13 protein-coding genes are annotated in these 13053 nt (G+C 68.2%); 1 reads left to right on the forward strand and 12 read right to left on the reverse strand.

What is annotated here, in order from left to right:
• Positions 1-204: 204 nt before the first annotated feature.
• Positions 205-1503 (reverse strand): tyrosine--tRNA ligase, encoded by a 1299-nt coding sequence (tyrS, locus tag E1263_RS20655; protein WP_238161354.1) that lies wholly within the window; start codon positions 1501-1503, stop codon positions 205-207.
• A gap of 58 nt (positions 1504-1561) precedes the next feature.
• Positions 1562-2599, reverse strand: coding sequence for an App1 family protein (locus E1263_RS20660; protein WP_132169794.1), 1038 nt, complete (start codon positions 2597-2599; stop codon positions 1562-1564).
• A gap of 99 nt (positions 2600-2698) precedes the next feature.
• Between E1263_RS20660 and E1263_RS20665 the strand changes: the two genes are divergently transcribed.
• Positions 2699-3658 carry an LLM class flavin-dependent oxidoreductase gene (locus E1263_RS20665; protein WP_238161355.1) on the forward strand — a complete coding sequence of 320 codons (960 nt, stop codon included), beginning with the start codon at positions 2699-2701 and terminating at the stop codon, positions 3656-3658.
• Here E1263_RS20665 and E1263_RS20670 read toward each other — a convergent pair.
• The 10 genes from E1263_RS20670 to argC all read right to left on the reverse strand — a co-directional run bounded on the left by E1263_RS20670 (position 3655) and on the right by argC (position 12950).
• Complete coding sequence (locus tag E1263_RS20670; protein WP_132169796.1) at positions 3655-4254, reverse strand: DNA-3-methyladenine glycosylase; 600 nt, start codon at positions 4252-4254, stop codon at positions 3655-3657. The genes E1263_RS20665 and E1263_RS20670 overlap by 4 nt on opposite strands.
• The gene (gene argH, locus E1263_RS20675; RefSeq protein WP_132169798.1) at positions 4254-5669 is read right to left on the reverse strand and encodes an argininosuccinate lyase; all 1416 of its coding nucleotides are present in this window, start codon (positions 5667-5669) and stop codon (positions 4254-4256) included. Before argH ends, E1263_RS20670 begins: the two co-directional genes overlap by 1 nt.
• A 16-nt stretch (positions 5670-5685) precedes the next feature.
• Positions 5686-6354 carry a hypothetical protein gene (locus tag E1263_RS20680; protein WP_132169800.1) on the reverse strand — a complete coding sequence of 223 codons (669 nt, stop codon included), beginning with the start codon at positions 6352-6354 and terminating at the stop codon, positions 5686-5688.
• The gene (locus tag E1263_RS20685; RefSeq protein WP_132169802.1) at positions 6351-6890 is read right to left on the reverse strand and encodes an RNA polymerase sigma factor; all 540 of its coding nucleotides are present in this window, start codon (positions 6888-6890) and stop codon (positions 6351-6353) included. Before E1263_RS20685 ends, E1263_RS20680 begins: the two co-directional genes overlap by 4 nt.
• A gap of 234 nt (positions 6891-7124) precedes the next feature.
• Positions 7125-7634 (reverse strand): arginine repressor, encoded by a 510-nt coding sequence (locus tag E1263_RS20690; RefSeq protein WP_132169804.1) that lies wholly within the window; start codon positions 7632-7634, stop codon positions 7125-7127.
• Entirely contained in the window at positions 7631-8566 is a 936-nt protein-coding gene (gene argF, locus E1263_RS20695) for an ornithine carbamoyltransferase (RefSeq protein ID WP_132169806.1), read from the reverse strand. The genes E1263_RS20690 and argF overlap by 4 nt, the downstream gene beginning before the upstream one ends.
• A gap of 76 nt (positions 8567-8642) precedes the next feature.
• Positions 8643-9845 (reverse strand): acetylornithine transaminase, encoded by a 1203-nt coding sequence (locus tag E1263_RS20700; RefSeq protein ID WP_132169808.1) that lies wholly within the window; start codon positions 9843-9845, stop codon positions 8643-8645.
• The gene (argB, locus tag E1263_RS20705; protein ID WP_132169810.1) at positions 9842-10723 is read right to left on the reverse strand and encodes an acetylglutamate kinase; all 882 of its coding nucleotides are present in this window, start codon (positions 10721-10723) and stop codon (positions 9842-9844) included. The genes E1263_RS20700 and argB overlap by 4 nt, the downstream gene beginning before the upstream one ends.
• Entirely contained in the window at positions 10720-11922 is a 1203-nt protein-coding gene (gene argJ / locus E1263_RS20710) for a bifunctional glutamate N-acetyltransferase/amino-acid acetyltransferase ArgJ (protein ID WP_132169812.1), read from the reverse strand. The genes argB and argJ overlap by 4 nt, the downstream gene beginning before the upstream one ends.
• Positions 11919-12950, reverse strand: coding sequence for an N-acetyl-gamma-glutamyl-phosphate reductase (gene argC / locus E1263_RS20715; RefSeq protein ID WP_132169814.1), 1032 nt, complete (start codon positions 12948-12950; stop codon positions 11919-11921). The genes argJ and argC overlap by 4 nt, the downstream gene beginning before the upstream one ends.
• Positions 12951-13053 lie beyond the last annotated feature (103 nt).

Here is a 13053-nt window from a genome sequence, read left to right on the forward strand (position 1 = left end):
CTACAGTCACCCGTGTCTCAGCGACCGACCCGAGTCCGAAGACACGATCCGGCTGCGTAAGCCTTAGAGGGTGATCAGGAGGTCCGGCCGCTTCCGCGTCCTGCACTCGCTCCCAACAAGAAGAACAATACTGATGTTCACCCGCTAGATGCAAATCGGTTTCCGGTGCCCTGAATCACAGGGCTGTAATTTGCTTCCGGCAACCTACTTGTGGGACTGCAGCACCCCGGCGAACGAACGCTTCCCACGGCGCAGCACCAGCAGGCCACCAGGCAGCAGATCGTCAGCACCGGGCACGTACTCGGCGTCCTTCACCTTCTCGTTGTTCAGGTACCCGCCACCTTCGGCCACCGTCCGGCGCGCAGCCGACTTGCTGGCCACCAGACCTGACTTCACGAGCAGATCGCCGTACGTCGGCATCGGTTCGCCGGCGCCGAGTTCTACGTGCGGTGCTTCGCGTAGTGCGGCCCGCAAGGTGTCGCCGTCCAACGCGGCAAGCTCCCCCTGGCCGAAGAGCGCCTTCGACGCCTCCTGCACCCCTCTGGTGTCAGCCTCACTGTGCACCAGCGTGGTGACGTCCTCTGCAAGCACTCGCTGCGCTTCCCGCGCATGCGGTCGCTCGGCGGTTGCCAGCTCGAGCTCCGCGATCTCCTCCGGCGTACGGAAGGTGTAGTACCGCACTAGCTGCATCACGTCGCGGTCGTCGGTGTTGAACCAGAACTGGTAGAAGGCGTACGGCGAAGTCAGCTCCCGGTCCAGCCACACTGTGCCGGACTCCGTCTTGCCGAACTTCGTACCGTCGGCCTTGGTCACGAGCGGGGTGGCCAGCGCGTGCGCCTTGCCAGAGTCGGAACGTCGGATCAGCTCCACTCCGGCAGTCAGGTTCCCCCACTGGTCACTACCGCCGGTCTGCAGCGTGCAGCCGTGGCGACGGTAGAGCTCCAGGTAGTCCAGCGACTGGAGCAGCACGTAGCTGAACTCCGTGTAGCTGATCCCCTGCTCCAACCGGGCCTTCACTACCTCGCGCCCGAGCATCCGATTCACCGGGAAGTGCTTCCCGATGTCGCGCAGGAAGTCGAGAGTGTTGAGGTCCTTGGTCCAGTCGTAGTTGTTGACCATCCGGGCCGGGTTCGGCAGCGACTCGTCGAAGTCGATGAACTTCTCCACCTGAGCGCGCACCCGCTCGACCCACTGCTGCACGAGGTCCTTCGGGTTCAGCACCCGCTCGGAGCTCTCCTTGGGGTCACCGATCAGTCCGGTGGCACCGCCGACCAGACCGATCGGGTTGTGACCGGCCAGCTGAAGCCGGCGCAACGTCAGCAGCTGCAGCAGGTTGCCCATGTGCAGGCTGGGTGCTGTGGGGTCGAAGCCGACATACGAGGTGATCGGTCCCTCGGCCATGGAGGCGCGCAGCGCCTCCGGATCGGTCGAGTGCGCGATCAGGCCGCGGCTCTCCAGGTCGTCAAGCACCTGGGTACGGCGTGCAGTCCCGCTGTCGGTCACTTCATCTCCTCGAGTACGTCGGTACACCCCAAGTGTCCTGTACGGCGAGGAGCTGGGGCTAACTGGGTTCTGGGCGCGCGAGGATGTCGCGCAGCTGCGGCCGGAGTGCATGGCCGTCCGGCCCCTGCACCGTGGCAGCCGTCGGCCGGTGCGGATGGTGCGCACCGGGGTCCTGGTTCGGCACGGGCAGACCGTGCGACAGCACCTGCTCGGCCGGGGTCAGCTGGCGGATGCCGATCGCTCGCACGTGATCCGGGTGTGACTGCGCAAAATCGCCGTACAGCTGGGGGTCGTGCTGGCCGTCGTCACCGACGAGCACCCAGCGCACGTCCGGGAACTCGCGAGCCAGCCGGCGCAGTGCGGTCCGCTTGTGCTCCTGACCGCTGCGGAACCAGCCGGTGTTGGTCGGACCCCAGTCCGTCATCAGCAACGGGCCGAGTGGGTACCCGTGGCGAGAGAGGAAGCGGGTCAGCGTCGGTGCGATGTTCCAGGCACCGGTGGAGAGGTAGAAGATCGGTGCGCCCGGGTGGTCGACCAGGAGCTCCTGGTACATCTCCGCCATCCCCGGGACGACGCGGCGCGCCTGCTCCTCGCGGACGAAGGTGTTCCAGGCGGCGATCAGCGGCCGCGGGAGCATCGTCAGGATGACGGTGTCGTCGATATCGCTGACCAGACCGAACTTTGCGTTCGGATCGGGGACGAAGATGCTCGCTCGGGCCTGCCGCTCACCGTGCACGCCCAGGTTGATCTCGTGCCACCCCGGCGGCAGCACCACCGGCACGATCAGGTCGACGAGACCACCGCGATCGGTGACGGCGTCGAACGTCTGCCCGTCGACCGTCACGGTCACTGCGACCTTGACCGCGGGTGCGGTGACGAAGACTCGCCAGCCACGCACCACCTGATCCTCGTCGAACCGCGGCTGATTGTGCGGGTCCCGGCCCAGTACGACGCGGGCCATCACCCGGACGAACTCCGTGGTGCCGTAACCGACCTGCGGGATGATCCGCTCGCGCCACCCGCGGCGCCGGAGAATCGCCTGCACCCCGATGTTGAACCAGTCCTCGAGACGGGATGCGTAGTGCGGGCGGGCCATACCCGAAACCTACCCGCAGGCGGGGCCGCTATGCGCCCCGGAGCTGGCCTCTGGACAGACCTTTACCGAACTGTCGGTGCCAGCGTCTACCGTCTTCGCATGACTCAGACCACTGCTGCTGTCGGGATGACCTTCCCCCGGACCTACCCCGCCGCTCTGGTGACCGATGTGGCCCGGCGGCTCGAGGCTGGTGGAGCTGACGAACTGTGGATCATCGAGGACTGCTTCTACACCTCCGGTCCGTCCCTGGTGGCGGCTGCGCTGGCGTCGACCGAACGGTTGACCGTTGGACTCGGGATCGTGCCGGCGGTGGCGCGGACTGCCGCGGTGACGGCGATGGAGTTCGCGACGCTGGATGCGCTGGCGCCGGGGCGTTTCCTGCCGGGGATCGGGCACGGGGTGCAGGAGTGGATGGGGCAGATGGGCGTGCGGCCGAAGTCGCCGCTCACTGCGCTCGACGAGGTGACGACCACGGTCACCCGGCTGCTGGCTGGGGAGAGCGTGAGCTTCGAGGGCAAGGTCGTGCAGTTGCGGGACGTGAAGCTTGAGGCGCCGCCGGCGGTCGCACCGCCGATTCTGCTGGGTGTGCAGGGGCCGAAGTCGATGGCGCTGGCCGGCCGGGTCGCTGGTGGACTGGTGCTGGCCGAGGGGGCCAGTGCCGCGTATGTGAGGCAGTCGCTGAAGCTGGCGGGGAACCCGGAGGGTTTCGTGGTCGCTGCGTTCACTTCGCTGTGTATCCGGGAGGACCGCAAATCGGCCTACGAGTGGACCGCGCCGTGGATCGGGTGGCAGCTGAGCGCGAAGAACCCAGGGCTGACCGCGTTGCCGTTCTACGAGGAGCTGCAGAAGCTGTTCGACGAGTCGGGTGAGGCGGGGCTGGTCGGGATGCCGCGTGAGTGGTGGACCGCGCTCGGTGCGATCGGGACGATCGAGGACGCGGTTGAGCACGTGGAGCAACTGGAGGCTGCTGGGGTGCACCACATCAGCTTGTGCCCGGACCCGGAGGTGGAGCACGGGCTGCCGCAGCTGGAGTTCGTGGTCGAGCTGGCGAACCGCTAGGTACGACGCTTGGGGACGTGCGGGCGGTAGGGCGAGACGGTGGGGTCGTCGGGGATCCAGAACCGCCACGGCCAGTCCGGGGCCTCGCGAAGACCCACGCGCGGCCCGGCGGACGGCGTACCGGCGAAGCCCGGGCCGTCGAGGAGGCGGACCGGGGAGTCCCTCGCCAGCAGGTCAACCGCGTTCTGCTCCCGGTTGATGCCAAGAGCAACGCACAACCGAGCAGGCCCGCGTGCCAGGTCCCGGTCCTTGGCGACAGCCCGGCGCGTGCGGGCCAGCTCCACTCCCTCGATGACTTCGCCTGCTCGGAGAAGCACTGCGGACGGGGTGCCGGCTGGGCCGGTTACTACGTTCATGCAGAAGTGCATGCCGTAGGTGAAGTAGACGTAGAGGTGGCCGGGCGGGCCGAACATGACGGCGTTGCGTGGGGTTTCGCCGCGGTAGGCGTGCGAGCCGGGGTCGTTGGGGCCGTCGTAGGCCTCTACCTCGGTGATGCGGACGGCGACTGTGCCCTCGGCCGTGGTGTGGCGGAAGACTGCGCCGAGCAGCAGCGGGGCTACGTCGAGGACGGGCCCCGCCAGCTGCTTGCGGCGCATCAGGACAGACGCGTGGTGTGCTGCGCGGCGCGAGCGTGCAGTTCGGCCAGCTGGTGGGTGACCTGGTCGAGCGACGTACCGCCGCGGGTGTTGCGGGAGGCCAGTGAGCCTTCGACGGTCAGGACCTCACGGACGGCCGGAGTGAGCAGCGGGGAGATGGTGGCGAGGTCCTCGTCGGAGAGGTCCCACAGCTCGATGCCACGCTTCTCGCACTCCTGCACACAGGCGCCGGCCAGCTCGTGGGCGATCCGGAACGGGACCTGCTGGCGGACCAGCCACTCGGCGATGTCGGTGGCGAGCGAGAAGCCCTGCGGGGCCAGCTCCTCCAACCGGGCAGTGTTGAAGCGCAGCGTCCGGATCATGCCGGAGAACGCGGGCAGCAGGACCTCGAGAGTGTCGATGGAGTCGAAGACCGGCTCCTTGTCCTCCTGCAGGTCGCGGTTGTAGGCCAGCGGCTGCGCCTTCAGGGTCGCGAGCAGACCGGCGAGGTTGCCGATCAGCCGACCGGCTTTACCGCGGGCGAGCTCGGCGATATCCGGATTCTTCTTCTGCGGCATGATGCTCGAGCCGGTCGAGAACGCGTCGTCCAGCTCGACGAAACCGAACTCCTTCGTCGCCCAGATGATCACCTCTTCGGCCTGCCGGGACAGGTCGATCCCGATCTGCGCGGTGACGAACGCGAACTCCGCCACGAAGTCACGGGCCGCCGTACCGTCGATCGAGTTGGCCGAGGAGTTGGTGAAGCCGAGCTCGGTCGCGACGTACTGCGGGTCCAGCCCGAGTGAGCTGCCGGCCAGAGCACCCGACCCGTACGGCGAATCGGCCGCCACGCGGGCGTCCCAGTCGGCGAGCCGGTCCAGGTCGCGGACCAGCGGCCAGGCGTGCGCGAGCAGGTGGTGCGAGAGCAGGACCGGCTGCGCGTGCTGCAAGTGAGTGCGGCCAGGCATCGCTACGCCGAGGTGCTTCTCGGCCTGGTCAGCCAGCGTGTTCACCTGGTCCAGGACCAGGCGGGCGACGATGCGGCCGTGCTCACGCAGGTAGCTCTTGAACAGCGTGGCGACCTGGTCGTTGCGGGAGCGGCCGGCACGCAGCCGTCCGCCCAGCTCGGCCCCGAGGCGCTCCAGCAGCCCACGCTCCAGCGCGGTGTGCACGTCCTCGTCGTCCTCAGCCGGCAGGAACGCACCGCTGAGGACATCGGCCAGCAGACTGTCCAGCCCAGCCAGCATCGAGTCCAGGTCCGCGTCGGTCAGCAGCCCCGCTCGGTGCAGCACCTTCGCGTGGGCCTTGGACCCCGCGATGTCGTACGGCGCCAGTCGCCAGTCGAAATGGGTCGACTTGCTCAACGCCGCCAACGCGTCGGCCGGACCGCCCGCGAACCGTCCGCCCCACAGGGCCGCACTCTCTCCTGAACTCACAGAGTCATCCTCTCAGTCACTTACTGAAAACCTTCCGCCAGGTATCGGCCGTCGGTACGTCGTAGGTCCGGCTGAAGCCGCAGGCCCAGCCGATCGGGTACTTCAGCGCCTTGCCGGTGCGCGAGTCCACCGAGGCACCCGAGATCAGCAGCCGGTCGCCGATCTCGTAACCCACCTGGTCTTCGAGCTGCACCTGCCCATTCGGTCCGCCGAGCATCTGCACAGTCACCTGCTGAGGGCTACGCCCCGGGCGGTACCACTCGTGCACCTGGAAGGTCACCGCCCAGTAGTAGGCCGTCCGGGGGATCTGGACGGCGGACAGCACGGTGCCGTCGAAGCCGAAGCCCCTCTTCTGCAGCTCCTTGGGGTAGCTGGCGACGCACAAGGGGGACTTGTCCTGGTTCTCCAAGGGTCTGCTCGGCGGGTAGGTGGAGACGGAGGGAGTCGTGGATGGGGCGACAGGGAGCGCGGTGGGGGTGTTGGACTGCTGGAGTGCGACTACGCCGATCACGGCAGCCGTGGCGGTCGCTGCGAGGGCTGGGACCAGGACACGGCGACCCACAGTGCGGCGGGGGTTGCGGGTTGCAGCTTGTTCGACGCGCTGGGCCGCATGGGCGAGCACCTCAGGTGAGGGCGGCGGGACCTTGCCAGCGGACTGCAGGGTGGTCCAGTTGTCGTCGTTCATCGGTCGGCCTCCTGTCGGGTGGTTTCGTCCACTACTTGGGCCGAACCGGAGAGGCGTTCGTCCATGCGTTGTCTGGCGCGGTGCAGTCGAGAGCGGGCGGTACCTGCGGGGATGCCGAGAACCTGGGCGGCTTCGGTCGGGGTGAGGTTCTCCCAGGCGACCAGGAGCAGCAGTTCGCGTTCGGCTGCTGGCAGCGAGCGGAGGCCTTCGCGGAGTTGCGGTGCGAGGGCTGCGGCGTCCAGGCGTGCGTCTACCGCCGCTGTCTCGTCGGTGGGGCGATCGATACCGATGACGCGCGCCATGGTGCTGCGGAGGCGGTGCTTGCGGTAGTAGCCGTGCAGGACGTGGCGGGCGACGCCGAAGAGCCACGCCCGCGGCGTACCGATATCAGGGTCGAATCCGGACCGGCCGCCGTACGCAGCGACCCACACATCACCCAAGAGGTCGTCTGCCACCCCGTCCGTCGTACGGCGGGTCAGGTAGGCGTGGATGTCCGGTCCGTTCCGTTCCACCTGTGCCGCGAACCAGTCGTCCATCCCGTGTCCCCCTTCGCCGGTCTACCGTCGCCTGCTACTTGGCGCGAACCGGCGGGAGCGTTCGCCTGGGGGTGTCGCCTGGCTCCGCGCCGTAGCGAGCATGTGCTCGGTGCGGTGCATCGGTGTGCTGGAGGGGAGGCCTCGATGCTTTTCCATCGTGGCCTTTCCTCCAGTGCGGCGAGGTGCCGTGCCGAGTGCAGCGCAGTAGGCGTGGAGGCAGGCGACACCCCCTGACTACCTGGGCTCGCGAGCAGCCAGCGACAGGAGGCGGGCAGCGAGCGCGTCTCCCCCGGTCGGGTTGCGGCTGACGATCATGACGGTGTCGTCGCCGGCGATGGTGCCGAGAACGTCGTCCAGTCCCACGTGGTCGATCGCCGACGCGAGGTACTGGGCCGCTCCCGGCGGGGTTCGCAGGATGACCAGGTTGGCGCTGCCCTCTGCTGACACCAGCAACTCGTTCGCGACGCGGGCCAGCCGGGCCTCGAACGCTGCCGCCTCACCAGCACGCGGCGTCCGGTCACCGCCCTCCCCCGGTACGGCGTACACCTGCTGACCGGAGGAGTCGCGGACCTTGACCGCTCCGATCTCCACCAGATCGCGGGAGAGCGTGGCCTGGCCGACAACCAGCCCGGACGCCGACAGCAGGTCAGCCAGCTCGGTCTGGGACCGCACCGGCTGTCGGCCGAGCAGATCAACGATGCGCTGCTGACGTGCGGTCTTGGTGGTCGGAACGGCGATACTCATGAATCAAAGCTCCTAGCTAGCAGCCACGACAGCAACGCCTTCTGCGCATGGAGCCGGTTCTCTGCCTCATCCCACACAACCGATTGCGGCCCGTCCAGGACTGCAGCCTCGATCTCTTTCCCTCGGTACGCGGGGAGACAGTGCAGGACGATCGCATCGTCCTTGGCCTTCGCGACTAGCTGCTCAGTCACCGCATACGGCACGAACGGCGCTTCCCGCTCAGCTGCCTCGGCCTCCTGGCCCATCGACACCCAGGTGTCGGTCGCGACCACATCGGCACCGTCGATCGCGGCGTACGGGTCGTCGGTCCACGCGACCGAGCCACCGGTCTCGGTTGCGATCTCGACGGCGCGAGCGAGGATCGCTGCGTCCGGCTGGAAGTCGACAGGTGAGGCGACGACCACGTGCATGCCTGCGGTCGCTCCGCCGAGCAGGTACGAGTGGGCCATGTTGTTGGCGCCGTCGCCGTAGTAGACGAGCTTCAGCCCGGCTGTCGCGCCCTTGTGCTGCCGGATGGTGAGCAGGTCGGCGAGGATCTGGCAGGGGTGGAACTCGTCGGTCAGCGCGTTGATCACTGGGACCCGCGAGGCACCGGCCATCTCGTCGATGCGCTCCTGCCCGGCGGTCCGCCAGACGATCGCCGCGACCTGCCGGTCAAGCACGCGGGCAGTGTCGGCGATCGGCTCGCCACGGCCCATCTGGGAGCTCTGTGCGTCGATGATGAGCGGCGAACCGCCGAGCTCGGCGATGCCGACCGCGAACGAGATGCGCGTCCGGGTCGAGGCCTTGTCGAAGATCACCGCGACCGACTTCGGCCCGGCCAGCGGCTGGTGCCCGTGCCGATCCTCGGTCAACTGCTGCGCCAGTGTCAGGACCTCGTCCTGCTCCACCGGGCTGAGGTCGTCGTCCCGCAAGAAGTGGCGGACTGTCATGAGGCCTCCGAACCTGGACTGGGGAGCGCGGGGAGGGAAGGGGCGGAGTGGCGGACGCCTGCCCCAGGCAGCGCGGTCATGGGAGCTCCACCTGGTCCAACAACCCGGGCAGGGCGGCGACGAAGCTGTCGGCGTCAGCCTTGCTCAGGATGTACGGCGGCGCCAGCCGCAGCGCGTTCGGGATCGGGTTGTTGATGACGAAACCGGCCTCCAGCGCGAGCGCCGTGACCTGGTCCGACACCGGCTGGGTCAGCTCGATCGCGAGCAGCAGTCCACGACCGCGGACCCCGGCGATCAGCGGGTGGTCGAGGGCGATCAGCGACGACGCGAGATGGTTGCCGACGGCATTGACCTGGGCGAGCAGTCCGTCCCGCTCGATCACCGTCAGCACCGCGAGCCCGGCGATGGCCGCGATCGGGTTCCCACCGAACGTCGTACCGTGGTTGCCCGGCTGCAGTAGATCCGCGGCCGCCCCGAGGCCGATGCAGGCGCCGATCGGGATGCCTGCGCCGAGCCCCTTGGCCAGCGTCACGATATCCGGCGTGATGCCCTCGGGCTGGAACGCGAACCACGTGCCGGTCCGGCCGACGCCGGTCTGGATCTCGTCGAGCCACAGCAGTGCGCCGTGCTGGGAGGTGATCCGCCGCGCCGCCTGCAGGTAGCCGTCCGGCGGCACGACGACGCCGTTCTCCCCCTGGATGGGTTCGAGAACCACCGCCGCCGTCTCGTCGTCGACCGCGGCCGCGAGCGCGGCAGCATCGCCGTACGGGACGAAGGTGACGTCACCCGGCAGCGGTGCGAAGGCCTCCCGGTACGCCGGCTTCCAGGTCACCGCGAGGGCTCCCATCGTGCGGCCGTGGAAGGCGCCGATGGTGGAGACGATCTTGGTCCGGCCGGTCCGCCGGGTGATCTTGAAGGCCGCCTCGTTCGCCTCGGTGCCGGAGTTCGTGAAGAACACCTTGCCCGGGGCATCGAAGAGACCGAGCAGTTTCTCGGCCAGCGCGATCTGCGGTGCGGAGGCGAAGAAGTTCGAGACGTGGCCGAGGGTGGCAAGCTGCGAGGTGACGGCCGAGACCACGAACGGGTGCGCGTGGCCGAGGCAGTTCACCGCGAGGCCGCCGAGCAGGTCGAGGTACTTGTTGCCGTCGGCATCCCACAGGTAGGCGCCTTCGCCGCGGATCAGCACCCGCTTCGGCGCCCCGAACGTGTTCATCAACGCACCGGTGTAGCGCTCGGTCAGCGCAGCCTGCGTGCCGTCGACAGTGAGGAGCTCGGTCATGAAGGGATCACCTGGGTTCCACTTCCGGCGTCGGTGAAGATTTCCAGCAGCAACGAGTGCGGGACGCGACCATCGATCACGGTCGCGCGAGAGACGCCGGACTGCACGGCGCGCAGGCAGGCCTCCATCTTGGGGACCATCCCGGAGGCGAGCGACGGCAGCAGCTCGGCGAGCTCGGCCGCATCGATCTGGGTGATGATCTCGTCGCTCTCCGGCCAGTTGCGGTACAGGCCCGCAACATCGGTCAGTACGACGAGCTTCGAAGCGCCGAGGGCGACCGCGAGCGCAGAGGCAGCGGTGTCGGCGTTCACGTTGTGCGCCAGACCGTCCTCGTCCGGGGCGATCGTGGAGACGACCGGGATCCGGCCGGCGTCAATCAGGTCGATCACGGCCTCCGGACGGACGTCGACGACGTCACCGACCAGACCGATGTCGACCGACTCACCGTCGATCATCGCGCCGCGCCGCTCGGCCGTGAACAGACCGGCATCCTCACCGGACATGCCGACGGCGAACGGACCATGCGCGTTCAGCAGACCGACAAGTTCGCGACCGACCTTGCCCACCAGGACCATGCCGACCACGTCCATGGTCTCGGGCGTAGTCACCCGGAGACCGCCGCGGAACTCGCTGTCGATCCCGAGCCGCTTCAGCATGTCGCTGATCTGCGGTCCACCACCGTGAACCACGACGACCCGGACACCGCAGTGCCGCAGGAACACGATGTCGGAGGCGAACGCCTGCTTCAGCTCGTCGTCGACCATCGCGTTCCCGCCGTACTTCACGACGATCGTCTTGCCGTGGAACTCCTTCAGCCACGGCAACGCTTCAGTCAGTACGGCGGCCTTCTCGACCGCTGCTGCGTGAGTTGTCGTCATGAGGAGTAGGCCGAGTTCTCTTCGACGTAGGCGTGCGAGAGGTCCGTGGTGAGGACGGTCGCGGACGCGGGGCCGGCGTGCAGGTCGATCACGACGTCGATCTCGAGGCCGCTGATATCGGCCTCGGAGCGGTCGACGCCCTTGCCGCCGGCGATGCAGATCGCGGCGCCGTTCAGGGTGATGTCGAGCAGCGCCGGGTCGAACGCGGTGGGTGCGTTGCCGACGGCCATCGCGATCCGGCCCCAGTTCGGGTCCGAGGCGAAGAAGGCGGTCTTGCAGAGGTTGTCCTGGGCCACGATCTTCGCGGCGGCCAGGGCCTCGGCCTCGGTCGCGGCGTTCTGCACGGTGATGCTGACGTGCTTGGTGACGCCCTCGGCATCGGCCTGCAGTTGCTTGACGAGGTCGGCAGCGAGCGCAGTCAGGGCCGCTTCGAACTCGTCCGGGCTCACTGTGACGCCGGATGCCCCCGAGCTGAGGAGAAGCACGGTGTCGTTGGTCGACGTACCGCCGTCGACGTCGAGGCGGTTGAACGTCTTGCCGACCGCGTTCCGCAGAGCGTGGTCGAGATGCGGCTGATCCAGTACGGCGTCGGTCGTGATGACGCTGAGCATCGTGGCCATGTTCGGTGCGCACATGCCGGCACCCTTGGCGAACCCGCCGATGCTCCAGCCGCCCGCGTGGGTCAGCGCGGCCTGCTTCGGCACGTTGTCGGTCGTCATGACCGCAGTGGCGGCGTCGAGACCGGCATCCGGACCATAGGCCAGCGCAGCGACTGCCTGGTCGATACCGCCGAGCACCTTGTCCATCGGAAGCCGCTCACCGATCAGACCGGTCGAGCAGACGCCGATCTCGGCCGCACCGACGTTGAGAACCTCAGCCAGCTTCTCTGCGGTCTTGTGCGTGTCCTGGAAGCCCTCTGGTCCGGTGCACGCGTTCGCACCGCCAGAGTTGAGCACTACTGCTTTGAGCTTGCCTGCGCTGAGCACCTGCTGTGACCACAGCACCGGTGCGGCCTTCACCTTGTTGGTGGTGAAGACGCCGGCGGCGACGTCATGCGGTCCTTCGTTGACGACGAGGGTCAGGTCGGGCTTGCCTGCTGGCTTGATCCCCGCAATCACCCCGGCCGCGCGGAAGCCGGCCGGCGCGGTCACTCCGGCGCTCCGATCGACTTGGGTGGCGGAGGTGACGGCGGCAGTCATGGCGCTACTCCTACTAGAGGCAGGGCCGTGGTCTCGTCGAGACCGAGGGCCAGGTTCATGCACTGCACGGCGCCGCCGGCAGTGCCCTTGGTGAGGTTGTCCATTGCGGCCACAACCACTAGGCGGCCGACGCGCTCGTCGAGAGTGACCTGCAACTGCACGGTGTTCGCACCGAGCGTGGCCTGGGTCTGCGGCCACTGGCCCTCGGGGAGCAGGTGGATGAACGGCTCGTCGCCATACGCGTCTTCGTAGGCCTTGCGGATCGTCGCCAGGTCGGTGCCTGCGGTGACCGGTGCGCTGCAGGTCGCGAGGATGCCCCGCGACATCGGCACCAGGACCGGGGTGAACGAGACGTTCACCGGACCATCGGCGTACGGGGTGAGGTTCTGCTCGATCTCCGGGGTGTGGCGGTGGGTGCCGCCGACGCCATACGCGGTGGCCGAGCCCATGATCTCCGAACCGAGCAGGTGTGCTTTCGGAGCCTTGCCGGCGCCGGATGTGCCGCTGACGGCGACCACGTTGAGCTGCGTCGCGTCGACGAGCCCACGCTGGACGGCGGGCAGCAGGGCGAGTGAGGAGACGGTCGGGTAGCAACCCGGTACGGCGACTCGGTGCGAACCGCGGAGCTTGTCCCGCTGACCGGGTAGCTCCGGGAGCCCGTACGGCCACGAGCCTGCATACTCACCGCCGTAGAACTCCACCCACGCCTCGGCCTCGGTCAGCCGGAAGTCCGCGCCGCAGTCGATCACGGTGACGTCCTCGCCGAGCTGCTCGGCGAGTCCGGCGGACTGTCCATGCGGCAACGCCAGGAACACCACGTCGTGACCGGCAAGTTGCTCCGCCGAGGTCTCGACCAGGATGCGCCCGGCCAGCGGCACGAGATGCGGGTGATGCGCTCCGAGCGCCGTACCGGCGTTCCCGCCGGCGGTGAGGGCACCGATCTCCACCGCCGGATGCGAACTCAGCAACCGCAGCAGCTCGCCCCCCGCATAGCCACTGGCTCCGGCCACCGCCACCTTCACGCTCATATGAATGAGTATGCCATGCCATGGAAAAATATCCAAGGAATACTCACCCGCTTCAGGTAGAAGCACTCAGGCGCCGCGGGGGTCTTGAGCCCGAGGCTGAGGG

The sequence above is a fragment of the Kribbella antibiotica genome (genome assembly GCF_004349055.1).
GTDB lineage: Bacteria > Actinomycetota > Actinomycetes > Propionibacteriales > Kribbellaceae > Kribbella > Kribbella antibiotica.

Bases quoted from the DNA above. Each gene is read 5' to 3' on its own strand.
- E1263_RS20660 (WP_132169794.1), bottom strand. From the start codon at position 2,599: ATGGCCCGCCCGCACTACGCATCCCGTCTCGAGGACTGGTTCAACATC.
- E1263_RS20665 (WP_238161355.1), top strand. From the start codon at position 2,699: ATGACTCAGACCACTGCTGCTGTCGGGATGACCTTCCCCCGGACCTAC.
- E1263_RS20670 (WP_132169796.1), bottom strand. From the start codon at position 4,254: ATGCGCCGCAAGCAGCTGGCGGGGCCCGTCCTCGACGTAGCCCCGCTG.
- E1263_RS20680 (WP_132169800.1), bottom strand. From the start codon at position 6,354: ATGAACGACGACAACTGGACCACCCTGCAGTCCGCTGGCAAGGTCCCG.
- E1263_RS20685 (WP_132169802.1), bottom strand. From the start codon at position 6,890: ATGGACGACTGGTTCGCGGCACAGGTGGAACGGAACGGACCGGACATC.
- E1263_RS20690 (WP_132169804.1), bottom strand. From the start codon at position 7,634: ATGAGTATCGCCGTTCCGACCACCAAGACCGCACGTCAGCAGCGCATC.
- argF (WP_132169806.1), bottom strand. From the start codon at position 8,566: ATGACAGTCCGCCACTTCTTGCGGGACGACGACCTCAGCCCGGTGGAG.
- E1263_RS20700 (WP_132169808.1), bottom strand. From the start codon at position 9,845: ATGACCGAGCTCCTCACTGTCGACGGCACGCAGGCTGCGCTGACCGAG.
- argB (WP_132169810.1), bottom strand. From the start codon at position 10,723: ATGACGACAACTCACGCAGCAGCGGTCGAGAAGGCCGCCGTACTGACT.
- argJ (WP_132169812.1), bottom strand. From the start codon at position 11,922: ATGACTGCCGCCGTCACCTCCGCCACCCAAGTCGATCGGAGCGCCGGA.
- argC (WP_132169814.1), bottom strand. From the start codon at position 12,950: ATGAGCGTGAAGGTGGCGGTGGCCGGAGCCAGTGGCTATGCGGGGGGC.